General features: G+C 72.1%; 25 protein-coding genes. 8 read left to right on the top strand and 17 right to left on the bottom strand.

The window, feature by feature from the left end:
• Nucleotides 1-94: 94 nt before the first annotated feature.
• Genes NYZ98_RS09080 through NYZ98_RS09090 form a run of 3 tightly spaced genes read right to left on the bottom strand, consistent with a single transcriptional unit; the run spans nt 95 to nt 3,141 of the window.
• Nucleotides 95-535 carry a MarR family winged helix-turn-helix transcriptional regulator gene (locus tag NYZ98_RS09080; RefSeq protein ID WP_262842130.1) on the bottom strand — a complete coding sequence of 147 codons (441 nt, stop codon included), beginning with the start codon at nt 533-535 and terminating at the stop codon, nt 95-97.
• 57 nt (nt 536-592) lie between these two features.
• Nucleotides 593-1,948: an O-antigen ligase family protein gene (locus NYZ98_RS09085; protein WP_262842131.1), complete on the bottom strand. Its 1,356-nt coding sequence runs from the start codon at nt 1,946-1,948 to the stop codon at nt 593-595.
• On the bottom strand, nt 1,945-3,141 hold the full coding sequence (locus tag NYZ98_RS09090) for a YveK family protein (RefSeq protein ID WP_262842132.1): 1,197 nt from the start codon (nt 3,139-3,141) through the stop codon (nt 1,945-1,947). The genes NYZ98_RS09085 and NYZ98_RS09090 overlap by 4 nt, the downstream gene beginning before the upstream one ends.
• A gap of 298 nt (nt 3,142-3,439) precedes the next feature.
• Here NYZ98_RS09090 and NYZ98_RS09095 point away from each other — a divergent pair, with 298 nt between their 5' ends.
• Both NYZ98_RS09095 and NYZ98_RS09100 read left to right on the top strand, forming a co-directional pair.
• Nucleotides 3,440-4,003 (top strand): hypothetical protein, encoded by a 564-nt coding sequence (locus NYZ98_RS09095; protein WP_262842133.1) that lies wholly within the window; start codon nt 3,440-3,442, stop codon nt 4,001-4,003.
• Nucleotides 4,004-4,081: 78 nt separating this feature from the next.
• Nucleotides 4,082-5,059, top strand: coding sequence for a right-handed parallel beta-helix repeat-containing protein (locus NYZ98_RS09100; RefSeq protein ID WP_262842134.1), 978 nt, complete (start codon nt 4,082-4,084; stop codon nt 5,057-5,059).
• A gap of 32 nt (nt 5,060-5,091) precedes the next feature.
• On the opposite strand, the gene NYZ98_RS09105 is transcribed toward NYZ98_RS09100, so the two are convergent.
• Together NYZ98_RS09105 and NYZ98_RS09110 are read right to left on the bottom strand one after the other, a co-directional pair.
• On the bottom strand, nt 5,092-6,108 hold the full coding sequence (locus tag NYZ98_RS09105; RefSeq protein ID WP_262842135.1) for a TolB family protein: 1,017 nt from the start codon (nt 6,106-6,108) through the stop codon (nt 5,092-5,094).
• Complete coding sequence (locus NYZ98_RS09110; RefSeq protein WP_262842136.1) at nt 6,105-6,701, bottom strand: acyltransferase; 597 nt, start codon at nt 6,699-6,701, stop codon at nt 6,105-6,107. Before NYZ98_RS09110 ends, NYZ98_RS09105 begins: the two co-directional genes overlap by 4 nt.
• Before the next feature lie 35 nt (nt 6,702-6,736).
• Between NYZ98_RS09110 and NYZ98_RS09115 the strand changes: the two genes are divergently transcribed.
• Nucleotides 6,737-7,570 (top strand): glycosyltransferase, encoded by an 834-nt coding sequence (locus tag NYZ98_RS09115; RefSeq protein ID WP_262842137.1) that lies wholly within the window; start codon nt 6,737-6,739, stop codon nt 7,568-7,570.
• Between the two features lie 43 nt (nt 7,571-7,613).
• On the opposite strand, the gene NYZ98_RS09120 is transcribed toward NYZ98_RS09115, so the two are convergent.
• Genes NYZ98_RS09120 through NYZ98_RS09155 form a run of 8 tightly spaced genes read right to left on the bottom strand, consistent with a single transcriptional unit; the run spans nt 7,614 to nt 16,302 of the window.
• Entirely contained in the window at nt 7,614-8,372 is a 759-nt protein-coding gene (locus tag NYZ98_RS09120) for a WecB/TagA/CpsF family glycosyltransferase (protein WP_262842138.1), read from the bottom strand.
• On the bottom strand, nt 8,369-9,550 hold the full coding sequence (locus tag NYZ98_RS09125) for a hypothetical protein (RefSeq protein WP_262842139.1): 1,182 nt from the start codon (nt 9,548-9,550) through the stop codon (nt 8,369-8,371). Before NYZ98_RS09125 ends, NYZ98_RS09120 begins: the two co-directional genes overlap by 4 nt.
• 55 nt (nt 9,551-9,605) lie before the next feature.
• Nucleotides 9,606-10,550, bottom strand: a complete 945-nt coding sequence (locus tag NYZ98_RS09130) for a glycosyltransferase family 2 protein (protein ID WP_262842140.1) — start codon at nt 10,548-10,550, stop codon at nt 9,606-9,608.
• Nucleotides 10,547-11,935: an MFS transporter gene (locus tag NYZ98_RS09135; protein ID WP_262842141.1), complete on the bottom strand. Its 1,389-nt coding sequence runs from the start codon at nt 11,933-11,935 to the stop codon at nt 10,547-10,549. The genes NYZ98_RS09130 and NYZ98_RS09135 overlap by 4 nt, the downstream gene beginning before the upstream one ends.
• Complete coding sequence (rfbD, locus tag NYZ98_RS09140; protein ID WP_262842142.1) at nt 11,935-12,807, bottom strand: dTDP-4-dehydrorhamnose reductase; 873 nt, start codon at nt 12,805-12,807, stop codon at nt 11,935-11,937. Before rfbD ends, NYZ98_RS09135 begins: the two co-directional genes overlap by 1 nt.
• The gene (gene rfbB / locus NYZ98_RS09145; RefSeq protein ID WP_262842143.1) at nt 12,804-13,775 is read right to left on the bottom strand and encodes a dTDP-glucose 4,6-dehydratase; all 972 of its coding nucleotides are present in this window, start codon (nt 13,773-13,775) and stop codon (nt 12,804-12,806) included. The genes rfbD and rfbB overlap by 4 nt, the downstream gene beginning before the upstream one ends.
• On the bottom strand, nt 13,772-14,839 hold the full coding sequence (locus NYZ98_RS09150) for a glucose-1-phosphate thymidylyltransferase (RefSeq protein ID WP_262842144.1): 1,068 nt from the start codon (nt 14,837-14,839) through the stop codon (nt 13,772-13,774). The genes rfbB and NYZ98_RS09150 overlap by 4 nt, the downstream gene beginning before the upstream one ends.
• Nucleotides 14,839-16,302 (bottom strand): sugar transferase, encoded by a 1,464-nt coding sequence (locus tag NYZ98_RS09155; RefSeq protein ID WP_262842145.1) that lies wholly within the window; start codon nt 16,300-16,302, stop codon nt 14,839-14,841. Before NYZ98_RS09155 ends, NYZ98_RS09150 begins: the two co-directional genes overlap by 1 nt.
• Nucleotides 16,303-16,554: 252 nt before the next feature.
• Here NYZ98_RS09155 and NYZ98_RS09160 point away from each other — a divergent pair, with 252 nt between their 5' ends.
• Nucleotides 16,555-17,310 (top strand): crotonase/enoyl-CoA hydratase family protein, encoded by a 756-nt coding sequence (locus NYZ98_RS09160; protein WP_262842146.1) that lies wholly within the window; start codon nt 16,555-16,557, stop codon nt 17,308-17,310.
• Nucleotides 17,311-17,378: 68 nt separating this feature from the next.
• On the opposite strand, the gene NYZ98_RS09165 is transcribed toward NYZ98_RS09160, so the two are convergent.
• Genes NYZ98_RS09165 through NYZ98_RS09175 form a run of 3 tightly spaced genes read right to left on the bottom strand, consistent with a single transcriptional unit; the run spans nt 17,379 to nt 19,319 of the window.
• Complete coding sequence (locus tag NYZ98_RS09165; RefSeq protein ID WP_262842147.1) at nt 17,379-17,729, bottom strand: hypothetical protein; 351 nt, start codon at nt 17,727-17,729, stop codon at nt 17,379-17,381.
• Between the two features lie 46 nt (nt 17,730-17,775).
• A complete protein-coding gene (locus tag NYZ98_RS09170) occupies nt 17,776-18,393 on the bottom strand; it encodes a GntR family transcriptional regulator (RefSeq protein ID WP_262842148.1) in 618 nt (205 codons plus the stop codon).
• Entirely contained in the window at nt 18,390-19,319 is a 930-nt protein-coding gene (locus NYZ98_RS09175) for an EamA family transporter (RefSeq protein WP_262842149.1), read from the bottom strand. The genes NYZ98_RS09170 and NYZ98_RS09175 overlap by 4 nt, the downstream gene beginning before the upstream one ends.
• Before the next feature lie 166 nt (nt 19,320-19,485).
• On the opposite strand from NYZ98_RS09175, the gene NYZ98_RS09180 reads away from it, so the two are divergent.
• Together NYZ98_RS09180 and NYZ98_RS09185 are read left to right on the top strand one after the other, a co-directional pair.
• On the top strand, nt 19,486-21,921 hold the full coding sequence (locus NYZ98_RS09180) for a sensor histidine kinase (protein ID WP_262842150.1): 2,436 nt from the start codon (nt 19,486-19,488) through the stop codon (nt 21,919-21,921).
• Nucleotides 21,918-22,289, top strand: coding sequence for a DUF742 domain-containing protein (locus NYZ98_RS09185; protein WP_262842151.1), 372 nt, complete (start codon nt 21,918-21,920; stop codon nt 22,287-22,289). Before NYZ98_RS09180 ends, NYZ98_RS09185 begins: the two co-directional genes overlap by 4 nt.
• A gap of 58 nt (nt 22,290-22,347) precedes the next feature.
• Here NYZ98_RS09185 and NYZ98_RS09190 read toward each other — a convergent pair whose 3' ends face one another.
• Entirely contained in the window at nt 22,348-23,220 is an 873-nt protein-coding gene (locus NYZ98_RS09190; RefSeq protein ID WP_316249545.1) for a chitosanase, read from the bottom strand.
• Nucleotides 23,221-23,619: 399 nt separating this feature from the next.
• Here NYZ98_RS09190 and NYZ98_RS09195 point away from each other — a divergent pair, with 399 nt between their 5' ends.
• Nucleotides 23,620-23,832, top strand: a complete 213-nt coding sequence (locus NYZ98_RS09195; RefSeq protein WP_262842152.1) for a DUF5999 family protein — start codon at nt 23,620-23,622, stop codon at nt 23,830-23,832.
• Nucleotides 23,829-24,302 (top strand): ATP-binding protein, encoded by a 474-nt coding sequence (locus NYZ98_RS09200; RefSeq protein WP_262842153.1) that lies wholly within the window; start codon nt 23,829-23,831, stop codon nt 24,300-24,302. Before NYZ98_RS09195 ends, NYZ98_RS09200 begins: the two co-directional genes overlap by 4 nt.
• Nucleotides 24,303-24,430 lie beyond the last annotated feature (128 nt).

Consider the following 24,430-nt stretch of genomic DNA (forward strand, 5'->3'; position numbering starts at 1 on the left):
CACCCCGGCGTACGGACGGCGCCGTACGGGGCGGGCCACCCCGGCGTACGGGCTCCGGCGGCCCAGGCGGACGGGCGTGCGGGCGTGGCGGGGGTCAGGCACCGCCGGCCTCGCTTCTGTCCATGATCATGTTCAGTAGCCTGGCCGCGTCGCGCAACCGTTCCGCCTCCTCGTCCGTCAGTTCGTCGATGGCCGTGACCAGCCAGCGGGCCCGCCGCGCGCGGTCCTCGGCGATGACCGCCGAGCCGCCGGAAGTGACCGACCAGAGGATCTGCCGCCGGTCGCCGGGGTCGGCCGCGCGGTCCACGAGGCCCCGGTCGTACAGGGCGTTCAGGGTGGCCGCCATCGACTGCGGGGTGATCTGCTCGGCCGCCGCGAGGCCGCTCGCCGTCATCGGGCCACCGCGTTCGAGCCGCCCCAGGGCCGTGGCGTGCTGGACCGGCATGCCCGATTCACGCCGGAGGCGGCGTACCACCCGGCCGGCCGCCGTCCGGAGTTCCTCGGCCACCGCTTCGGCATGCGAGATATCGCCCACCCGACGAGAATACACAGTTCAACTTAACAGTTGGACTGTGCACATCCGGAAACGTGGTCAGTCGAGGGAGTCGTAGGGCACCCGGCCCGGCTGCGTCTGCAGCCGCCAGAGGGCACCGCAGCACCCGAGGATCAGGAACATCACGTTGGTGATCATCGGGAAGCTGAAGGCGTCGAAGGTGCCGAAGCCGAACAGCGCGACCGCCATCGAGGCGGCCAGGCACTGGGCGAGGTGGCGGGTCTCCTCGTCCGCCGCGGCCCGCCTGGCGCTCCTGGCCAGGACCCATCCCGACAGCAGGAAGACCAGGAGCGCGAGCACGCCGACGAGACCGGTCTCCAGCGCGGACATGAGGTACTGGTTGTCGATCACGCGGTAGACGCGCGGCAGGTAGGTGGCGAAGCCCTGCCCGAACAGGGGGCGTTGCGTCACCGCCTGGACCACCGCGTCGTAGTCGCCGGTGCGGGTCGTGGAGTTCTCGTCCGAGCCGATCACCGACACCAGGTTCAGCACGGTGCCGATGAGGCCGGGGATGACCAGGCGCATCACGATCGACGCCACGCCGAAGATCAGGATCGCGCGCAGCCGCCACTCCGGCGGCCAGGTGGGCAGCAGCACGACCATCACGACGAACAGGCCGAGGATGGCCGAGCGGGAGACGCTCATCGGCAGCGCGCCGGCGATCAGCGCGACCATGATCCACCGCTTCCTGCGCTGCTTCGGCACGCGGCAGTAGATCGCTCCATGCAGGGCCAGCGGCAGCACGGCCGCGAGCACGACGCCGAGCTCGATCGGGTGGGTGGCGGTGCCCGCGGGGCGGAAGAAGCCCTCCCGCTCGAACAGCACCGCCGACCCCTTCTCGACGAGGCCGGGCAGGGCGAGGTAGCGGGTCACCTCGATGCCGGTGAAGAACTGGACCATCGCCACCAGTGCCGGGAACGACGCCCCGAGCACGATGCGCTGCCGCAGCGTCTCCAGCCGGTCCATGCTGTTGACGCCGTCGGCGGTGACCAGGGCGATGCCCGCCCACCCGCCGACCAGGACGAGCCCGAGGTCGGCGGCGTTCACCTCGTCGGCCGACAGCGGGCGCGTGGCCGCCGCCACGTAGCTCGCGAGGACGGCCAGCGCGAAGAAGACGATGACCGCGCGGACCGGCTGCCGGCCCTGGATCGGCGTCCAGCGCGGCGACAGCGTGGACAGCAGGTACCAGACCAGCAGCAGGACGGCCACCATCGAGGAGGGCGATCCGGCCCCGCCGAGGGGGCCCACCACGTACCGGGCCGGCATCACGAAAAGGACGATCAGGAAGAACGTCATGATCGTCACGGGGTCGACGCGCGCCTTGCCCGGCGTGACGAGGCCGGGCGGCGGGCGGCCCTGGTCGTGGACCCGCGCCACCTGGGACGTCCTGGTCACCGACCTGGCCTGGTGGGGTCGAACACCACGTAGGGCTCGTCGTCGGAGTCGCCGCCCTGGGTCGGGCGCGCCCCGGGCGCCTGCCGCCGGCCGCGGCCCGGCTCCGGTTCCTGTGAAGAGGACGGCCGCCCCGCGCGCCCGTTACCGGACGCCTGGCCCGGCCGCCCGCCACCAGACGGGCTCGACCGGCCGTTGGCGCCGTCCCTCGCGGTGGAGCCCGCCGGGGGCGCCCCCCTCGGCCGGTCCTTGTCGTCGGCCCAGACGTACAGGTCGTCCTCGACCTTGATGGCCGGCATCGGGGCGGTGTAGCCGTCCTCGACGCGGTGCTGGTCGGCCCAGGGGTCGCGGGGCTCTGGCGGCGCGTGCTTGGCCGGGGACGCGCCGGTGGCCCGGCGGTCGTACAGACGGGGTTCGGGCGGCTCGATGGGCCTCGGGGCCCGCGCGGGGACCCTGCCGCGCGGCACGGAGCCGCCGCCGGGGCGCGTGGAGGGGCCGCCGGGGGAACGCTGGACGCGCTGCGGGTGGGAGGGGCCGGGGCCGGACGGGGGCTCGCCGGCCCGCACGGTCACCTGCTCGGGCTGGGCGAGCCTGCGGCGCTTCTGCGCCATGGACTCCAGGAACAGCGGGACGCCGATGGTGAGCAGCATGCCGCCCGCGAAGATGATCACCAGCATCCGGATCTTCTTCTCCGGGGTCAGCTCGGCCTTGTCGCTGGAGGTGACCAGTTCCGCCCGGATCGTCGCGTCCGGCAGGATGGCCGACTTCTGCTGCATCTCGGTCAGCCGCTCCTGGCTCAGCGTCGCGAGCGTCTCCATCGTGGCCTGGGCGACCGTGGGGTCGGCGCCGGTGGCCGTGATGTCCAGGAGCGGTCCACGGGAGTCCTGGGCGAGGCCGACGGTGAAGTCGGCGGTCTTGCCCTCGTCCTTGAGCTTCCGCAGCGTGCGCTCGTCGCTCATGCCCCGGGAGATGACCTCGGCCGTGATGGTCAGCGAGGCGTCGAAGGCCAGCCAGGGGTTGCCCCCCACCGGCTGCGACCCCTTGCGGGACGACAGGAAGACGACCGTGGCCTTCGACTCGTACTGCCAGGGGATCGCTATGAGCGCCCCGACCGTCGCCGCGATGGTGACGGCGAGCAACGCGAGCGTCACGGGCCACCGCCGGAGCAGCGCACGCAGCGAATCAAGCAGGTCCATAGTGTCCCTTCACCCCCGCCCGGCCGGCAACGTCCGCCATTCCCACCCCGCCGAGCCGCCGAGGTAAGACGCCCGAGCACGTCGGTGCGTTGTCATCGCCCTCAAGTGTTTCCTCTGAGCGCTTTCTTTACCAGGCCCGTCCCAAAACTCCGTACGCCTGTGCCACGATGTGTCGGTGCGGAGGCGACTGGTTGTGCGGGGCTGCTGCCTGGCGCTGATCTTCCTGGTCGCGGCCGGTGCGGTGGCATGGGTGAGATACCGGTCCCCTCTTTATCAGAGTTCGGTCACGGTCGCGTTCATGACCAAGACGAACCACTTTCAAGGAGAGGTCTACGACCACTTCACCGACAACCACATCTATATGGCCCTGGCCACCGCGCGTTTCTTCGACAATCCCGGCACCCAGGATCGTCTGCGCGCCATGGGCGGCACCGCCGCGTTCCACTACGAGGTGGCGCACTGGGGCAACGAGGAGCTTCCGGTGTACGGCCAGCCGTACGCCAACCTGCAGGCCCTCTCGGCCGACGCCAAAGAGTCGATCGACACCCTCAATCTGGCACTCCAGCTTCTCACCCAGAAGCTCCAGCGCCTGCAGACCTCGGCGGGCGCCAGCGGCCGGGTGATGATCAAATACGAGCCCATCGGCGGCATCATCGGGCCGGAGCGTCAGGGCCTCCAGAAGGGCCGCGCCACGGCCGGCATCGGCCTCATCGCCGTCCTGGCCTCGGTCATCGTCCTGTCGGTGACCCGCGACCGCAGCGGTGGCGGGCCCGGCCGTGATCCCGCACCACGCCCGACGGCCGCCCCAGGTCCGGTCAGGCGCGCACGGCCGCCCCGCGTCGGGGCGAGCACCACCTTGTAGACACGATCCACGACAGGTGCCAGCGCTTCAGCGAGCCCGCTATGGAGCGTTCCGCAGATCTATGACCTGGAGCTTTCGGTGTCCTCTTCGCCGCGCCGTCTCGCCCCTCTGCTCGCCTGTGTCACGCTCGCCGCCGTCACCGGCTGCGGCGCGAGCGGCACGGCGGACGTCGGGCGCGACCCCGTCCCGGGCCTGACCCGCCAGCCCGGCACGCCCCACCCCTCCGAGACCAGGAACGCGACCGGGAACGAGACCGGGAAACAGGCCGGGAACGCGACCGGGAAAGACGACGAGAACGGCTTCCCCTCCGCGCGGACCACGGGCCTGAAGCCGGGCGTCCCGCTCAAGAAGGTCGGCGAGGTGACCGTCATGCGCGCGGGCGCCGTCGTGGAGAACCTCGAAGTGCACGGCAAGCTCAACATCAAGGCGAACGACGTGACCGTGCGCAACGTGCGGGTCGTCGGCGAGGGCGACTGGTCGATCATCCAGGCCGAGGGCGCGTCCGGCGCGGTCGTCGAGGACTGCGAGATCTCCGGCGACGGCGTGGTGAAGGCCCAGTGGGGCGTGCTCAACCAGGGCGGCGACATCACGGTGCGGCGCGCGAACATCCACACCGTCTCGAACTCCGTCGGCACCGACCACGGGCTGATCGAGGACTCCTACATGCACGACTTCAAGGAGTACCCCGGCGACCACGTGACCGGGCCGCAGGTCAACGGGTCCCCCATGAAGGGACGGACCCTGACCATCCGCCACAACACCATCCTCAACCAGATCTCCCAGACCTCCGCGATCTCGCTCTACCAGGACTTCAGCCGCGCGCACGACGTGCTGATCGAACGCAACCTGCTCGGCGGCGGGGGTTACGTCATCTACGGCGGGGAGGGGAAGTTCGGCGCCGCCACCGGCATCCGGATCGTCGGCAACGTCTTCACCCGGCGCCTGTTCCCCAAGGGCGGCTTCTGGGGCCCGCTGACCTATTTCAGCGCCAAGGGCAAGGGCAACCGCTTCGAGAAGAACGTCTGGGAGGACACCGGCGAGCCGGTGTCCCCCTGAACGACCACCGCACGCCACCACCTGCCCCCGGTTCACGACGCGGCGGGCGAGTACGCGTCGCGCGCGAGGAGCCTCGGCCGGCCCGACCCGTCGGCGGGCACCGCCCACACGTCCGAGCTGTCGGCCCGCAGCCGGCTGTACATCACCGTGCCGTCGTCGAGCCACGCCGCCTGGTCGTCCACGTTGGCGGGCTCGGCCAGCTCGGTCTCGTGGTCGGTCCGCAGGTCCAGCATGTACAGCCGCCACGGGTCGGTGGCGCTGCCGCTCCGCTTCTTGTAGACCACGCGGGTGCCGTCAGGGGACAGCGAGGGGCATTCGGCGTTCTCCCCGAGCACCCGCATCCGCCGTCCGGCGAAGTCGCCCTGCACCAGGTAGGTGCGGCCCTCGGTCGACACGGTGGCGTAGAAGCGGTTGTCGTCGGCCGCGAAGGTGACACCCCAGTAGTTCAGGTCGGGTGCGCTGTACACGCGCCCGTCCTTCTCCAGCGTGAAGTCCTCCAGGCTTTTCACGAGCTTGCCCGTGCGGATGTCGAGGATGCCCGCGCGGGTGGAGAAGCCGACGCTCAGGTAGGAGTCGCCCGCGACGAAGAACGTCCAGGCGGCCATCCGCCCGCTCGCGGAGACCCGCGCCCGGCTGGGGATGCCCGACAGCGCGACGCGCCGCACCTCGCGCAGGTGGCCGTCCACCACGATGGCCTCCGACCGGGTCGTCAGCCCCGTGGTGACGCGCAGGCACAGGCCGGTGCCCGCGGCCGCGTAGAAGCGCTTGCAGCGCAGCCCCGTGGAGCGGGCGGGGCCATCTCCGCGTTCCGGGAGGGCGAGCACGGTGCCGCTCTCGGGCGAAGGTCCCGCGCCCACCATGAGCAGTTCCCCGGACACCAGGGCCGTCTCGCGCGGCACCGGCGCGGCCGAGGGCGCCGCCGCCCGCGCGACGCCGGCCGGCTCCGGCCTGGACCGCAGGACGTACACCGCGCCCACCGTGCCGCACAGCAGCACCGCGACCACCAGGATCGCCGCCCGCGCGCGGACCGACAGGGACGAGACGTTCACCTCGGCCCGCTCAGCCGGCCGTCGTGCTCGGTGTAGGTCTCGCCGGTCTCGGGGCAGCGCCAGCCGCCCCCCTCGTCCTGGCGTAGCGTCACCCCGGCGCGGCCGACCCAGCCGACGCGCCGGGCCGGTACCCCCGCCACCAGGGCGAAGTCGGGGACGTCCCTGGTGACCACGGCGCCCGCGGCGACCAGCGCGTGCCGCCCGATGGTGCGCCCGGCGACGACCACGGCCCGTGCGCCGATGGAGGCCCCGGCCCGTACGACGACGCCCTCGGCGGTCCAGTCGCCGTCCCGCTTCAGCCCGCCCCCGGCGTCGGTGGACCTCGGGTAGACGTCGTTGGTCAGCACGGCGGCCGGCCCGACGAAGACGCCGTCCTCCAGGACGGCGGGCTCGTACACCAGGGCGTAGTTCTGCAGCTTGACCCGGTCGCCGACCCGCACGCCCGGCCCGACGTACGCGCCCCGGCCGAGGACGCACTCCTCGCCGAGCACGGCCTGCTCGCGCACCTGGGCGAGATGCCAGATCTGGGTGCCCGGGCCGATCTTGGCGCTCGGGTCGACATCGGCTGTGGCCGCTATTCGCGGTTCGGTCATCGGAGACTCCCGTGGAGGGTGAATACTTCGGAACTATGCCAAGCGCGAGCGTCATCATCCCGGCGCACAACGAAGCCAGGGTCATCGGCCGGCTCCTCTCGCGCCTGCTCGACGGAGCCGCTCCCGGAGAGTTCGACATCGTCGTGGTGGCCAACGGCTGCGCGGACGACACCGCCTCGGTGGCGCGCGACTTCGGGGTCCGCGTGGTCGAGACGCCGGTGCCCTCCAAGCGGGAGGCCCTGCGGCTCGGCGACCAGGCCGCCGCCGCCCATCCCCGCGTCTACGTGGACGCCGACGTGGAGGTCGGTGCCGCAGGCGTCCGCGCCCTGCGGGACGCCCTGGGCGCGGGAACGCTCGCCGCCGCCCCTGAGCGCGCCCTGGCGCTGGACGACCGCCCGTGGCCGGTGCGCGCCTACTACGCGGTGTGGAACCGGCTGCCGGCCGTACGTGAGGGCCTGTTCGGCCGGGGCGTGATCGCGGTGTCGGAGGAGGGCAACCGCCGCCTCATGGACCTTCCCCCGGTCATGGGGGACGACCTCGCGGCCTCGCTGGCGTTCGCCCCCGGCGAGCGCCGGGTGGTGCGCACGGCCCACGCGGTCATCCACCCGCCGAGGACGCTCGGCGACCTGATGCGGCGCAGGATCCGGGCCGTGACGGTGGTCGCGGAGATAGAGCAGGGGCCGATGGCCGCGCAGGAGGCCCGCACGGGCCCGCGCGACCTGCTGGCGGTGGCCGGGCGCGCCCCGTGGCTGCTGCCGCACCTCGGGGTCTTCCTCGGCGTCACGCTCGTCGCGCGGGCCCGCGCCCGCCGGGCCGTGCGGGCGAAGGACTACACGACGTGGCTGCGCGACGAGAGCAGCAGGACCTGACCCCGCGTGGACCACACGCGCGACACGACCCGGCCTCGCGCCGTCAGGCCTTCGCGCGGCGGCCCTGGACGTACTCCTTCACCACCATCCAGGCGAACCGGGTGTTGGTCGACAGGTAGCGCGGGCCCAGCCTGAGCGGCTCCTGCAGGAACCGGTAGAACCATTCGAGCCCGAGCCGCTGCCACACCGCCGGCGCCCGGCGCACCTTCCCCGCGAACACGTCGAACGACCCGCCGACGCCGTGGATCACCCCGGCCTTGATGTCGTCGGCGTAGCGGGCGCAGAAGATCTCCTTCTTCGGCGAGGTCATGCCGAGGAACAGCAGGTCGGGCCTGGCCGCGCCGATGCGGGCCGCCACCTCGGGGGCCTGGTCGTCGGTGAAGTAGCCGTCGTGCGCACCCGCGACCTCAAGGCCCGGGTAGCGTCCGCGCACCTCGGCGACCACCCGTTCCAGCACCTCGGGCCGCGCCCCGAGGAAGTACGCCCGGTACGACCGCTTGGCGCCCTCGGCCATCAGGGACGTGAACAGGTCGATGCCGGCGACCCGCTCGGGCAGCGGCCGGCCGAGGAAGCGGGAGGCCCACACGATGGCCTGCCCGTCGGCCACGACCAGGTCGCACGAGGTCACCGAGTCGCGCAGCCGCTCGTCCTGGCCCATACGGACGGCCTTGGCCGCGTTGACCACGCCGATGGTGAGGTTCTCCCTGCCCTCGACCGCGGCCACGCACCGGGCGACGGTCTGCTCCATGGTCAGCGCGTCGACGGACATCCCGAGCAACGCCCTGCGCGGCGCCCCGGTCATCCGCGCGGTCCCTGGGTGTCGCGGGGCAGTGTGAACAGCCACGCGTACAGCAGCCAGCCCAGCTCGTAGGGGCGGCACTCGCGGTCGACGGCGAGTGGCGGGTAGATGCGGTCGAGCACGCCGATTCGGGAGCCCTGGTTGATCGCGCTGGCCACCGCGCGCACTCCCCGGACGATCTTCTTCGGGTCGGCCCTGGCGGCCTTGCGCCACGTCAGGTCGAGCTCCTCGACGATCAGCTCGTCGTCGATCTCCGGCCGGGACGTCATCCAGTGCAGGCCGAGCGCGATCTCCCTCAGGTACGAGGTGCCGCCGGCGTCGGCCAGGTCGAGCAGCGCCATGGGCGCCATCGCGAGCTGGTGGACGCTGTAGACGGGGTAGCCCTCGACCACGCCGCCGGTGCGGGCGTCGTAGTGCCACCACCACTGGCCCTGCGGCCCCTGGGCGGCGCAGATGCCCGAAGCGATGCGCTCGGCGGCGACGAGGGCCTCCTCGTCGCCGGTGTGGGCGTGCAGGCGCGCGAGGGCCTGCAGCGGGTACACCTGGTCGGCGAAGCAGCCGACGTGGGCGCGGTACCAGGAGGCGGGCCCGAGGACGTGCCGGTAGAGCCGGTCGTCGCCGAGGCCGGTGAGCAGCCGCTTGCGCGCGTGCGCGAGCCGCCAGGCCAGGCCGGGGACCTCGCCGGACACGCGATGCGCGGCCACCAGCGCGGCGAGGGCCCAGGAGGCCTCCACCGTGGGCACCGGGTCGCCCGCGTGCAGCGCGGACTCCAGCTCCGCCAGCCGGTGCAGGCCCCGGTCGAGGTCCTGGTGGCCGGTCTCGGCGGCCGCCCACGTGATGAGGGCCACGTCACCGAGGTTGCAGGTGTCGGGGAGCCCCTTGACGAGGTTCCCCACCAGGTCGGCGACGGTGTCCCCCGCTAGGGCCGCCCGCTGCTCCTTCGGCGGCAGTGTGGCCGCGCCGAGCGCCACGATGGCGCTGTAGCGCACGCTCCGGCCCTCCGGCACGGCCGTCCAGCGCCCGTCGTCCCCGCGCCGGCCGCGCCTGGTGAAGACGAACTCACCGTTGACGTACCCCGGCGGAAGCCCGCGGACCGACAGGCCGACCATGCGGTCGGCGAGCTCGGCCGCGGGTGAATCGATCTCAGCGAGCGCGCCGAGACGACCCTCATGGCGAGTCATCGCTCACCCCCCAAACCCTTGTGATCAAGCGACACGTTGTGATGAAGACGGCAGATCATGGTGTCCGGGCGTCCCAGCCCCCGCGCCAGTCGGCGCGCACCGCCCACAGCTCGGCCCAGTCGCCGCGCCGGGCGATCGGGCGTCCTTGACGGCCTGCGTCCGGCGGGGCCACCCGGCGGCTGAGCGCCGCACGCAGCCAGACCCCGAACAGCAGCATGGCCGCGCCGGCGGCGCGCGTCCCCCGCGGGAGGTGCCTGCGCACGACGGTGGCCTTGCCGGTGAAAAGGAGCACCAGCTTTCCGAGGCTGGACGAGGACATGCCGCCGGGGTGCACGAACACGGCCCGGTCGGTCACCATCGGCCGGTAGCCGGCGGCCCTGGCCCGCAGGCACAGGTCGGCGTCCTCGCCGTACATGAAGATGCGGGTGTCGAACCCGCCCACCTCATCCCAGACGTCCCGGCCGACCAGCATGAGCGCCCCGGTGACGATGGGCACCCGGCGCTCGCCGGTCCAGGTCGCCGGGGACTCGGGGTCGAACAGGGCGCGGCCGGGGAAGACCGTGGACAGGCCGGTGGCGAAGCAGAACACCGACCACGGGGTGGGCCGCCCCCACCAGGAGCGCGGGTCGTTCTCGCCGGTCTCGGTGAGGCAGCGCCCGCCGACGATCCCGGCACGGGGGTGGCGCCCGGCGCAGTCGAGCAGCTCGGCGAAGGTCTCGGGGCGGACCTCGGCGTCGGGGTTGACGAAGACGAGCCGGTCGCCGGCCGCGACCTCGGCGCCGGCCACGCAGCCCTCGGCGAACCCGCCATTGACGTCCCTGGCCAGCACCCTCACCCACGGCGCGGCGGCCCTGGCGACCGCCACGGTGTCGTCGGGCGAGTTGTTGTCGACGACGATCACCTCGGCGTCCACGGCCTTGACGGCCCGCTCGACCGCCGCGAGGCAGCGGTCGATGTAGGCGGCGCTCCGGTAGGTCACGATGATCACAGAAAGGTTCATGGGCGTGCCCTCCTGAGCAACGGAACGGCGACGACGAGCGCGACGGCCAGCCCGGCGGCCATCGCCTTCACGGCCAGCTCCGGGCCGCCCGCCGCCCACAGCACGCCGAAGGCCCACGAGGCGGCCATCGCGCCGAGCGCCTGGCCGGTCTGGACGACCGCGAGGCCGGTGGCGCGGCGTTCCTCCGGCAGCAGCGGGCCGGCGAGCGCGCTGACCACGCCGTCGGTGGCCGCGTACGACAGGCCGCGCAGGGCGAGCGCCGAGACCAGGACGACCGGGGCGGGCGGGAGCAGCAGCAGCCCGTAGCAGACCAGCAGTGCCACGTACCCGCCGATCACGACCGTCGAGCGGCCGACCCGGTCGGCCAGCCGCCCGAAGGGCATCGCGGCGATCAGGTAGGCGGCCGAGACCCCGACGGGCAGCAGCGGCAGCCAGCTCGCGTCGATCTCCAGCCTGCGCTGGAGCATGAGGTAGAGGAAGGAGTCGCTGATCGTCGCCAGCGACAGCGGCAGCATCGCGACCAGCACGCGGCGGTACGGCCGCCGGGCGAGCAGGTCCAGCGCCCCGCGCAGCGTCACCTTCGGCCGCGCACCGGCCTCCCGGTCACGCCCGTCCGTTCCCGCCCCGGCGCTCTTCCCCGAACCGGCCCGTACGGCCCCGCCGACCACGCCGGCCGGGCCGGGCACACCGGTCGCGTGGCCGGGTTCGCGGACGAACAGCACCAGGACCAGCACGCCGACCACGGCGACGCACGCGCTCACCACGAACACCGCGTCGTAGGCGCTGCCCACCACGGCGACCACGCCGAAGGCGGCCAGCGGCCCCATGAGGGCGCCCGCGGTGTCCATCGCGCGGTGCAGCCCGAAGGCGCGTCCCTGCGCCTCGGGCGGGGCGCTCAGCGAGATCATCGCGTCGCGCGGCGCCGTGCGCAGGCCCTTGCCCGCGCGGTCGGCGCCGATCACCAGCCCGATCAGCGGCACCGACCGGCCGGCGGCGAGGTAGCCGAGCTTGCAGACGGCAGAGATGGCGTACCCGGCGCCCGCCACGAGCTTGCGGCTGCGGAAACGGTCGGCGACGTGCCCGCCGACGAGCCGCAGCACGGCGGTGGCCCCGGTGTAGACCCCGTCCAGGAGGCCGAACTGCATGGGGCTGAGCGCGAGCTGGTAGATGAGGTACAGCGGCAGGATCGCCGTCACCATCTCCGAGGAGATGTCGGTGAACAGGCTGACCGTGCCGAGCGCGATGACGTTGCCGGTGAGGACGCGTCCGGCGCCGCCCGCGCGCCCGCCGGACGGCGGTCGACCTCCCGGAGGCGTCTCACCGTCCTCGGCTCCGGGCGCCGGCGTCTTGCCGGAGTCGGCCCCGCGGGTCTCCGACAGGTACATCAGGCCGGGCCCCCGACCATGGAGGGCCAGGCCGCGTGCAGCGCGTCGCGCCAGTGGCGGATCGGCGCCAGCCCGGCGGCGGCCCAGCGGTCGTGCCCGAGCACGCTGTAGGCGGGCCGGACGGCCGGGGCGGCGAAGGCGGCGGCGGTGGTGGGCCTGACCCGGCCGGGGTCGGCGCCGAGCAGCGTGAAGACCTCGCGGGCCAGTTCGTACCACGTCGCCTGGCCCGAGCTGGTGCCGTGGTAGACCCCCGGCGGGGCGCCGGCGCGGGCCAGCCGGACGAGCTGCCCGGCGAGGTCGGCGGACCAGGTGGGCTGGCCGAGCTGGTCGTCCACCACCTCGACCGTGTCCCGCCGTCCCTCCAGGGAGATCATCTTGCGCACGAAGTTCGTCCCGGCCGACCCGTACAGCCAGGCCGTCCTCACGACGTACCCGGTCTCGGGCAACGCGTCGAGCACGGCACGCTCGCCGGCGAGCTTGCCCCGGCCGTAGGCGTTGGCCGGGCTGGTCGGCGCGTCCTCGGCGTACGGGGTGGTGGCGGTGCCGTCGAAGACGTAGTCGGTGGACAGGTGGATCAGGCGGGCGCCGGCCTCCGCGCAGGCCAGGGCGAGCGCGCGCACGCCGTCGCCGTTGACCGCGAGCGCGACGGCCTCGCGGGCCTCGGCGTCGTCCACGGCCGTCCAGGCGGCGCAGTTGATCACGACGTCGGGCTTCTCCCACTGGATCACGTCGCGCACGCACTCCGACTGCCGCAGGTCCAGGTGGTCGCGGTCGTAGGCCAGGACGTCGGGCGCGGCCGGGTCGGCGGCCAGCACGGCCAGCAGGTCGGTCGCGAGCATGCCGGCCGCACCGGTGACCAGCAGGCGGTTCACCGGGCGTCCTTCCTGAGGTGCTTCCACCAGGAGGGGTTGTCGCGGTACCACTGGACGGTCGCGGCGATGCCCTCGTCGAACCCGGTCGCGGGGACGTATCCCATGCCGCGCAGCCGGGAGTCGTCCAGGGAGTAGCGGCGGTCGTGGCCCTTGCGGTCGGGGACGCGCTCGACGACGTTCCAGCCGACGTCCAGCTCGTCGAGGATCCGCTGGGTGAGTTCGAGGTTGGTCAGTTCCGCCGTGCCGGCGATGTTGTAGACCTCGCCTGGCTCGCCCTTCTCGGCGACGAGCTGGATGGCCCGGCAGTGGTCGTCGACGTGGACCCAGTCACGCACGTTACCGCCGTCCCCATAAAGCGGGATTTTCATGCCTTCGAGGATGTTCGTCACGAAGAGCGGGACGACCTTCTCCGGGTACTGGTACGGCCCGTAGTTGTTGCCGCAGCGGGTGATCGACACCGGCAGGCCGTGCGTGACGGCGTAGGCCTGGGCGATCAGGTCGCCGCCCGCCTTGGCCGCCGAGTACGGCGAGCGCGGCCTGAGCGGGGCGTCCTCGTCCCAGGAGCCCTCGTCGACCGACCCGTACACCTCGTCGGTGGACACCTGGACGATCTTCGGCACGCCCGCGTCCAGGCAGGCCTGCAGCAGGGTCTGCACCCCGAGCACGTTGGACCGCATGAACGCCGCCGGGCCGTCGATCGACCGGTCGACGTGCGACTCGGCGGCGAAGTTGACGACCAGGTCGTGGCCGGGGACGACCCCGGCGAGCAGCCCGGCGTCGCAGACGTCGCCGTGGACCAGGTCGAACCGGCCGCCGACCGGCTCCAGGTTGGCCAGGTTGCCCGCGTAGGTGAACGCGTCCAGCACGGTCACCTCCGCCCCGGCGAGCGCCGGGTAGCCACCCGACAGCAGCGTGCGGACATAGTGCGACCCGATGAACCCGGCACCGCCGGTTACCAGAACCCTCATGAACTGATCTGCACCTTGCTGTGATCGCCCAGCACGAGTCGATGGGCTCTGGGTGTGTTGGGAGCGGGCGTGACCTCGACGTCCCGCCCGATCAGGGACGCCTCGATCCGGCGAACCCCGTGAATGGACGCGCGCCGCAGCAGGATCGAGTACTCGATCTCGCTGTCCACAACGTGACAGTCCTCCGCGACCGAGGTGAACGGCCCGATGTAGGAGTCACGCACGACGGCGCCCGCCCCGACGATCGCCGGGCCGACGATGCGCGAGCGGGAGACCCGCGCCCCCGCCTCGACCACGACCCGGCCGATGATCTCGGAGGCGTCGTCGACCGAGCCGTCCAGCCGCTGGTCCAGCTCTTCGAGCAGCAGCCGGTTGACCTCCAGCATGTCGGTGACGTTGCCGGTGTCCTTCCAGTAGCCGGAGATGACGGTGGACTCCACCCGGCGGCCGGAGTCGAGCAGCCACTGGATCGCGTCGGTGATCTCCAGTTCGCCGCGCCACGAGGGCTTGAGCGACGAAACGGCCTCGTGCACCTCGGGGGTGAACAGGTAGACGCCGACCAGGGCCAGGTCGCTCTTGGGCACCTGGGGCTTCTCCTCCAGGCCGACGACCCGCCCGGCGGCGTCCAGCTCGGCCACCCCGAACTGCCGGGGGTCCCCGACGCGGGTCAGCATGATCTGGGCGGCCGGGCGCTCGTCGTGGAACCGCCGCACCAGCGGCTCGATGCCGCCGACCACGAAGTTGTCCCCGAGGTACATGACGAAGTCGTCGTCACCGAGGTAGTCGCGGGCGATCAGCACGGCGTGCGCCAGCCCGAGCGGGGCCCGCTGCCGCAGGTAGGTCACCTCCAGGCCGAACGAGCCCCCGTCGCCGACGGCCCCCTCGATCTCCTCGTGGGTGTCGCCCACGACGATGCCGACCTCACGGATCCCGGCCGCCGCGATGGACTCCAGCCCGTAGAACAGCACGGGCTTGTTCGCCACGGGCACGAGTTGCTTGGCGGAGGTGTGGGTGATCGGTCTGAGCCGTGTGCCGGACCCACCGGCGAGCACGAGCGCCTTCACTAGTAGGCCCCTCCACCGCGGATGACCGCGGACCAGGTCTTCCACAGGATCTGCAGGTCCAGGATGAGCGACCAGTTCTCGACGTACCGCAGGTCCAGCCGGACCGACTCCTCCCACGACAGGTCCGACCGGCCGCTGACCTGCCACAGGCCGGTCATGCCCGGTTTGACCACGAGGCGCCGGCGCACGTCCGTGCCGTACTGGGCGACCTCTTCGGGAAGCGGCGGGCGCGGCCCGACGAGGGACATCTCGCCGCGCAGGACGTTGAGGAGCTGGGGGAGCTCGTCCAGCGAGTAGCGGCGGAGGAAACCGCCGACCCGCGTGATCCTTGGATCGTTCCGCATCTTGAACAGCACGCCGTCGAACTCGTTGTCCTCGGCGAGGTCGGGTTTGCGGTTCTCGGCGTCCTGGACCATGGTCCGGAACTTGAACACCCTGAACTCGCGGCCGTCGCGGCCGACCCTGGTCTGCCTGAACAGCGCGGGCCCCGGGCTGGTCGTCCTGACCAGGACCGCGATCACCAGCATGGGGACCGCGAGCACGGTCAGCGCCGCGGTCGCCACCAGCCGGTCGAACAGGCTCTTGACGATCTGGCGCGTCCCGTCGAACTCGGGGTGCTCGACGTGCAGCAGCGGCATCCCGGCGACCGGGCGGATGCTGGTGCGCGGCCCGGCCACGTCCATCAGCGCCGGGGCCACGAACAGCTCGGTGCCCTTGGTCTCGATGCTCCAGGCCAGCCGGCGCAGCGCGGCGCCGTCCAGCTCGGGGCAGGCCAGCACGGCGACCGCGTCCGCGGACACCTTGTCGGCCACGGTCCCGACGTCGGCGAAGTCGCCGTAGACCGGGACGCCGTCGATGTCGAGCCCGTTCCCGGGGAACTGCCCGGGCGGCAGGCACGCCGCGACGACCCGCATGCCGTGGTACGGCTGGCGGCGGAACTGCATGACCAGGTCGAGCACCGCCGTGCGGTGGCCGACGGCCACCACGCGCCGGAGGTACTCTCCCTCCGAGCGGCGCCGGTGCAGGCGCTTGCGCATGCGGTAGCGGAACACCAGCGTCAGGACCGTCGCCAGCGGCAGCATCGCCATGACGTAGCTTCGCGCGATCATGGTCTGGGTGGCGTAGGCGCCGATGGCCACCACGGCCGTCAGCCCCACCCCGCCGTCGAAGACCGCGCGGAACTCCTCGCTTCCCTCCCCATGACTCTTCTCCCGGTAGACGCCGGCCAGTGCCATCGCACCCGGCCACACCAGCCCGAGACCGAACCCGAACAACAACTCCGACCACGGGATGAAGGCCCCCACCCAGAGCCTGAATCCCATGACCGCCTCGCAGGCGATCATGGCGCATGCCATGTCACCGGCGAGAAGAGCCCGCATATAGGAGCGCGTCCAGATGCTCGACGCCGTCAGCGGGCCCGTGTCGAGAAGCGCGACACCGCGCTCCGCCAACCCCACCCTCATGCCTACCTACCCCTACCCCTGCCCTGCTCCTGCCGGACTGTGCAGATAACAGACGGCCGTTGCGTCACTTTGGTTGACACAGGGCTCCGAAACACCACGAGCGCGGGTACCCGCTCCAAATACTAAAGATCGTCATTAACGAGCGATATAGCTGGGCAATGGCCACAATAGGCCTCCATCTCGTCGCGCTGAGCTACTTGACGGAACGGTCCAAAAACGTGTAGGCGGCGATGACCGGGCTACATTCAGCGCATGCCTGGCATCCATATAGAACGGTCCGGCCTGGTCACGACGGTCGTCCTGTCCCGGCCCGAGGTGCGCAACGCCGTGGACGGACCGGCCGCCGCCGCGCTCGCCGCGGCCTTCCGCGAGTTCGAGGCCTCCGACGCGGCCGTCGCCGTGCTGTGGGGCGAGGGCGGCACCTTCTGCGCGGGCGCGGACCTGCACGCCGTCGGCACCGGGCGCGGCAACCGCGTCACCGAGGACGGGGACGGGCCGATGGGGCCCACCCGGATGCGCCTGTCCAAGCCCGTGATCGCCGCCGTCGAGGGGTACGCGGTGGCGGGCGGGCTGGAGCTGGCGATCTGGTGCGACCTGCGGGTGGCCGCCGAGGACGCCACCTTCGGGGTGTTCTGCCGCCGCTTCGGCGTCCCCCTGATCGACGGCGGCACCGTACGCCTGCCGAGGCTCGTCGGCGCGGGACGGGCGATGGACATGATTCTCACCGGCCGGGCGGTCGGGGCGGCGGAGGCGCTGGCGATGGGCCTGGCCGACCGGGTCGTGCCACCGGGCACGGCACGGGAGGCCGCCGAGGAGCTGGCCCGCGGGCTCGCGGAGCTCCCCCAGACGTGCCTGCGCCAGGACCGCCTGTCGGCCCTGGAACAGGAGGGCCTGCCGGAGGAGGAGGCCCTGCGCAACGAGCTGCGGCACGGGATGGTCTCGCTGCGCGGCGAGATGGCCGGCGGGGTGGCCCGCTTCCGCTCGGGCGCCGGCCGCCACGGCGCCTAGCCCCGCCCCGCGGCCCGGGGCCGGTCGTCCTCCAGGTCCCTGGATCGGTCCTCTCGCGAGGTCCCGGGTCAGTCGTACTCCAGGTCGGGGAGGGGCGACGGCGGATCGGGGCTGCGCCACACGACCACGTACGCGGCGGCCGCGGCGGTGAACGCCTCGCTCAGCCGTTCCAGGTCGAACTCCGGCAGGTAGCGCAGCCGCGCGAGGAAGGTCGCGTCCGTCGCGGAACGCGGCACGACACATCCCTGACCGTCGCGGTCGAGCAGGACGATCAGGATGTCGGATTCCGTGACGCCGCCGACGCGGACCTCGACGACGTCCTCCCACGCGAGGGCTTCGACACTGCCGTCGGCGTAGTGGCGGGTGACGCCCTCTTCGGTTACGTAGACATACGAATCCGGCACTGAGTTGCCGTGCATGGGCGCGATTGTGACGACTTCAGAGTGCTCCGTGCAAGAGAAGTCGCTAATCAGCGCCCCAGGTGTGATCCAAATGGGCCGCCACCGCCCGGCGCGCCGCCTCGGCGGGCCCGAGGGCGATGGCCTCCAGAAGCAGCCGGTGCTCGCCGACCAGGGTCTCCCTGTCGGGATACACGGCACGCAGCCGTACGAGGCCGAGGCGCGTCTCGGAGGCCAGCGCGGCGTACAGGCGCTCCAGCCGGGGGCTGCCCACGGCGAGGATCAGTTCCTCGTGCAGCGCCATGTGCTCGGCGACGATGTCCGCCCAGGGCGCGTCGGCCGGGAGCGCCGCCATGCGGGCCAGCGCCCAGTCCGCCGGGGCCACCCGGCGGCCCGCCAGCCGCGCGGCCATGAGGTCCTCCAGCGGCCTGCGGACGTACATGAGGTCGTCCAGGTCGCCGTTGGTCACCACGGGGACGTACGCGCTGCGGTTGCGCTCGCGGCGCAGCAGCCCCTCGTGGACCAGGACGGCCAGCGCCTCGCGGACGGTCGGGCGCGCCACGCCGTACATGGAGGAGATCTCCTGCTCGGGCAGGGACGTGCCGGGGGCGATCTCACCGGACAGGACGCGCCGGCGCAGGGCGCCCGCGAGCGCGTCGACCGTCGAGACTGGACGCAGTTTCACGCCGATGATTGTGCCCGCTCCTGGGCCGTGGTTCGCGCCGGGCGGGCCCGTTCCGGGACGGCGGCGACGACCAGACCGGCGCCGAGCAGCACGAGCCCCGCCCAGGAGACGGCGGTGAGCCGCTCGTGCAGGACGAACAGCCCGAGCAGCGCCGCCACGGCGGGTTCGGCCAGCGCCAGGGTGGCCGCCCGTGCGACCGGGGTGGTGCGCAGGCCCCTGCCGTACAGGAAATAGGCCAGGGCGGTCGTGGCGCACCCCAGGTAGAGGACGGTGAGCAGGCCGCGCGGCTCGCCGAGCCACGCCGTCCCCCGCCAGAGCAGGACCGGCAGCATCACCGCCGCCGCGCCACCGAACATCACGCCCATCACCGCGCCCGACGGCGCGCCCGCGGTGATCGCCCGGGAGGCGGTCACCGCGTAGAAGCCGTAGAGCAGCCCGCCGGCCAGCGCCAGCAGCACGCCGCCGGGGTCGGCGCCGACGGACTGTCCCCCCGAGACCAGGGCGGCGCACCCGGCGACGGCGGCGGCGGTGGCGAGGGTCCAGCGGCGGCCCGGCCTCCTGCGGTCGTACAGCCAGGAGATGAGGCCGGCGAAGACGGGCCCGCTGCCGATCGCGACCACCGTCCCGACGGCGACGCCGGTGCGCCCGACGGCGGCGAAATAGCAGAGCTGGTAGGCGGCCACGGCCACCGCGCCGGCCGCCAGGGAACGCGCCCGGGCCGGCCTCCGCCAGGCGGCGGGACCGGCCGCCACGGCGAGGACGAATCCGCCGGACACCAGGCGCGCGGCCGCGAGCGCCACCGCGTCGGGCCGCCCGCCGAGGCCGAGCGTGCCCACGGTGCCCGCCGTGCCCCACAGGACGGCGGCGGCGACCACGGCGGCGGTGCCCCGGGCGGTTGGGGAGACGATGTCCGGTCTGACGGCCATGAAAATATTGTCAGACAACTAGACACTGCTGTCGAGCCTCCGGGAGCTCCTATCTCGAATAGGAGCCTTTTTGTTGTGGAAGGACCCTAGTTAGAGGCCATCCTCATTGGTACTGTTTCGCCACCAATAACCCGCGTGTAACGATGCGGTTCCCCTGCGAGGTCACATGGGCGGGCGTAAGAGGTCCATCAAGTTCAAGATCCTGACCCTGGTGCTGGTGCCACTGGTGTCCCTAGTAGGGATCTGGGCTTTCGCCGCGACGATCACGATTCAGAAGGGGCTCAGCCTTCTCGACGTTCAGAAGGTCTTCACCAACACCATCGTCCCCGCGCGCGCGGTGATGACGGAGGTCGAGCAGGAGCGCTACCTGTCGATGCTCTACCTCGGGACGGCCTCCGCCGACCGGGGCGAACTCGATCTCCAGCGCACGAAGACCGACCAGGCGCGTGCCACGCTCGAACGGCTGGCCATGGCCCCCGACGTGCAGGCGGTCACCGGCCCGGCGCTGCTGCAGCGGGTCACCGAGCTCATCGCGGTGACGCGCAGGCTGCCGGAGATCCGCGCCCGGGTCGACTCCAAGAGCTTCACCCGGCTGCTGACCCTGGACGCGTACCGGCTGGTCACCGACGCGGTCGGCCGCGTCTACGACAAACTGGCCGTCGCCTCGTCCGACCAGGGCGAGCCGACACGCGCCATCGTGCTGATCGGCCGCAGCCGCGAGCTGATGAGCGAGCAGTCCGCGCTGCTCGCCGGGGCGGTCGCCTCGGGCACGATCAGCAACGAGGAGCGCACCGCCTTCACCGCCATGGTGACCAAGCGCCGTCTCCTCTACGACATGGGCTTCCAGCGGCTCGACGACACGCTTCGCCAGCCGTACCTCGTCCTGCAGAACTCCCCCGCCTACGCCAAGTACGCCTCCATCGAGGACCAGGTCACGCAGGACGTGCGGCCAGGCAGGCCGCTGCCCGGCTCGGCGGCGATCTGGGGCCCGACCCTGCAGAGCCTCAACCTCACCTTCGACAAGCAGGCGGGGGTCGCGTCCCAGAAGATCGCGGACGCCGCCGTGCCCCTCGTCGTGTCCATCGTGTGGCAGATCGCCATCGCCGCCGGGCTCGGGCTCGTCGCGGTCGCCCTGTCGCTGTTCGTCTCGGTCCGCTTCGGCCGGCACATCACCGCCGAGCTGGTCGAGCTGCAGCGCGTGGCGCTGGAGCTGGCCCGCGAGAAGCTGCCCTCGGTCGTCCGCCGCCTTCGCGACGGCGAGGACGTCGACGTGGCCGCGGAGACCCCCTCGATCTCCACCGGCACGACCGAGGAGATCGTGAGCGTCAGCGAGGCCTTCACCTCGGTGCAGACCACCGCCATCGAGGCGGCCGTCGGCCAGGCCGAGATCCGCAAGGGCGTCGCGAAGGTCTTCCTCAACCTCGCGCGCCGCAACCAGTCCCTGCTGCACCGTCAGCTGTCCATGCTCGACGGCATGGAGCAGCGGGTGACCGACCCCGAACTGCTCGACGAGCTCTTCGGCATCGACCACCTCACCACCCGCATGCGGCGGCACGCCGAGGGCCTGATCATCCTGTCCGGGGCCGTCCCCGGGCGCGGCTGGCGCAACCCGGTGCCGCTGTACGACGTCGTCCGCGCCGCGGTCGAGGAGGTCGAGGACTACCTGCGCGTACACGTGGCCGTGCCCGAGGGCATGGCGGTGTGCGGGGCCTCGACCACCGACGTCATCCACCTGATCGCCGAACTGGTGGAGAACGCGACGATCTTCTCTCCCCCGCAGACCCACGTCGAGGTCCGCGGCGAGCTCGTGGCGCGAGGCTTCGTCATCGAGGTCGAGGACCGGGGTCTCGGCATGACCGCCGCCGAGATGGACCAGATCAACCAGAGGCTGGCCGATCCTCCGGAGTTCGACCTCGCCGACAGCGACCGGCTGGGCCTGTTCGTCGTGGGGCAGCTCGCGGCCCGGCGCGGCATCCGCGTCTCGCTGCGCCCCTCGCCGTACGGCGGCACCACCGCGATCGTCCTCATCCCCGAGGGCATGGTCTCGCCGACCGGGCCCGCTCCGCACCAGCACGCGGTCGAGCAGGTCAGCGCCCTGGAGCCGGGGCCCGCGACCGGGCCGGTCAACGGCGGCGGGCGCACCCTCGCCGCCGCCGGCTCCGCGACCGGCGGGACCACCAACGGCAACGGTCACGGAGGGCCCGCAGGAAACGGGGGGCCCGCCGGGAACGGAAGCGCCTTCGGGAACGGGAGCGCCTTCGGGAACGGCCGCCCGAACGGGAACGGGCACGAGAGCGGCCACGCCGGCAACGGGCGCAACGGGAACGGCAACGGGGCCGGGAACGGGAATGGCAACGGGAACGGCCGGGGGCTCGGCCTCCCGCAGCGGGTGCGCCAGGCGAACCTGGCCCCCCAGCTTCGCGACGAGTCCGCGCCGGCGGGCAGCACGGCCGAGCACACGCCCAAGCACCTGGCCGGGCCGATGAGCAACCCGCTTGAGGACCCCCTGGACGTCCAGCCGTTCCAGCCCGCCCCCGACATGTTCTCCTCGTTCCGGGCAGGCTGGGAGCGGGCTCACGAAGGGGAGGGGAACATGTCATGAGCGACGGTGGCGAACGCTGGCTCGACCAGGAGGCCGGACCTCTCGTCCGCCCGTATACCGTCACACGAGGGCGCACCCGTCCCACGGGTCCCGCCTTCGACATGGTCGCGATCGTCAGGGCCGTCTCCGGCGCCAGGTTCCCCGCCGGGCTCGGCCCCGAGCACGCGCGCGTCCTGCGTCTGTGCGCGCAGCCGACCTCGGTGGTGGACCTGGCCTCCGAGAGCGGCCTGTCGCTCGGCGTCGTCCGGGTCCTGCTGGGCGACCTGCGCGACCAGAAGCTGGTCACCGTACGGCCTCCTGCGACCATCTCGCAGCTTCCTGAGGAACGCCTCCTGCGGGAGGTGATCCAGGGCCTCCAGGCCCTGTAGAGCGGCATCGGGAAGGGCCCCCTGGCGGACCAGGGGGCCCTTCTCGCATGCGGGGCCGCTAGCTCTTGATGCTGAAGGGGTCGCCGTAGACCTTCCAGTTCAGCGGCGGGTTCAGGTCGAGGTTGCCGGCCTTCAGGAAGACCCGCTGCTCGGTGTCCACCCTGCTGGTGTCGCTGTGCGCCTCCTCGGTCTTCATGGCGGCCTTGCGGGCGTCCAGGAAGGCGTTGAGGTACGCGGTCTCGTCGCCGCCCTGTGCGGGGCTCTTGGCCTTCTTCAGGGCCGTCTTGCGTATGCCCCCGAAGCTGACGCTGTCCTCGCCGGGACCGTGCATGACGATGGCGTCGTAGTAGATGAACTGGCCGAGCGCCCGCAGGCCGTCCGCCTTGGCCTGCTGGACCGCCGGGTTGAAGTAGACCCGGTCGCGCTCGGAGTTCTGCGCCTCCTGGAAGACGGTGTCCTTGGCGGCGGTCTTCCAGTCCTTGGTGAAGTTCGGGTCCAGCCCCGCGTGCGAGTCGCTGTTGTTGACCTTGCGCAGCGCCGGGAGGTACTTGGCGAGGACGTTGCCCGGCTTCCTGGTGGCGTATAGCTCGACGAGGTCGAGCATGTCGCCGGTGCCCGAGCAGAACCCGATGATCCCGGCCGTGTAGCCCCGGCCGTCGTCGATGTCCTCGATGTACTTGTACTGGGCCTTCCAGTCGAGCGAGGAGTTCTCCGCGCTCGACACCAGCTGCATGGCGATGTCCTTCTTGTGCGGATCAGTCAGGTCGACGGACGCGGCGGCGGCGGCCGTGGACGACGCCGGGATGACCGGGCCCGCGGCCCGGGCGGCGCCCGTGCAGCCGAGAAGGGCCGGGGCCACCAGGGCCACCGCCAGCGTGGGGACGAGGAGGCCCGCTCGTCGGGAGAACTGCCTGGCCGGGGGGATGCGCAACTGTCTCTCCGTTCCCGCCACTCCGGCCGGGCCGCGCACTTGGGCCGCCTGAGCGGCGGCGCGCCACGGGGAGTCGACTGGCGGTCTGGCCGAAGGCGTGGGCCTTCAGGTATCGTTAGGAAAGTTTCCCAACGAATACAAGCACTAGCGCTCAAGCCATGTCAACGTCTTGGGGCCTCCCGCCCGAGGCAAAGAGGAGGTGACCCTCGGGACGGCACCAGAGGCCGCCTGGGTCACCCTCACCTCGCGCGAAGGTAAAGAAACAGTCCCCGTTCGTGTGGAATGGGTAGCAATAGGGGTAGTTGTCCCGTTACTAGGTATGGACGCGTCGGGAGATGCTCGACGTGTTGGTAAAGAGAACGACCTAGCAAAGAGATCTATCGGATTCAGGTGCAAGCCATGTGTCAACACCAGCCTCAGTGCCCGCCCGCGGACGCCGTCGACCACGAAGCGGCGTGCTTGATCGCGTTCCACCCCGAGCAGGGGTGGGGGTTGCTGTGCAACGGCGTCGTGGTGTTCGACGACACAGGTGAGCTCCTGCCCGACGGACGGAGCATCCCCCCCGTGCACCGGGCCGACTATGGCTACGCGAGCTGCGGAAGGGCGGCATGATGATCGCTTACGTCACCCCGGCGAAGCGCATGGACCGCAGGCGCGCGCTCGCCGCCCTGCACGTCCGGCCCGCCCGGCACCGTGAGAGGCAGACCTCCTGGGTGCTCCTGCCCGACCCGGTCACCGTCCCGAGGATCCGCAGGCAGGTGCGCCGCCAGCTCGACGCCTGGAAGGCCGGCACGTGCTGCGACGTGGTCGAGCTGCTGGTCAGCGAGGTCGTCACCAACGCGATGCGGCACTCCTGGGGAGCGGTCATGACGGTCTCCCTGGACGAGCGCACACTGCGCTGCGAGGTGCAGGACACCAATCCCGCGATGCCCCAGATGCGTCAGGCCCACGAGGGCGACGAGGGCGGGCGGGGCATGATCCTCATGGAGGCGCTTTCCCGTGACTGGGGCAGCTACGGCGTTCCCGCCGGGAAGGTCGTCTGGTTCGAGATCTCCCTGGACGAAGAGGACGCGGCGGCCTGACGTGATAGACCGGTCGGCGGCCTGTGACCAGGCGGCCCCGCACGTGACAGGCCATTCCCCCGGTTCGGCGGCCTGATCGGGCGGTCCGGCCGGGCACGCACGTGACAGACCATCCCCCGGTTCGGCGG

It is taken from the genome of Sphaerisporangium corydalis (genome assembly GCF_025506355.1).
GTDB lineage: Bacteria > Actinomycetota > Actinomycetes > Streptosporangiales > Streptosporangiaceae > Sphaerisporangium > Sphaerisporangium corydalis.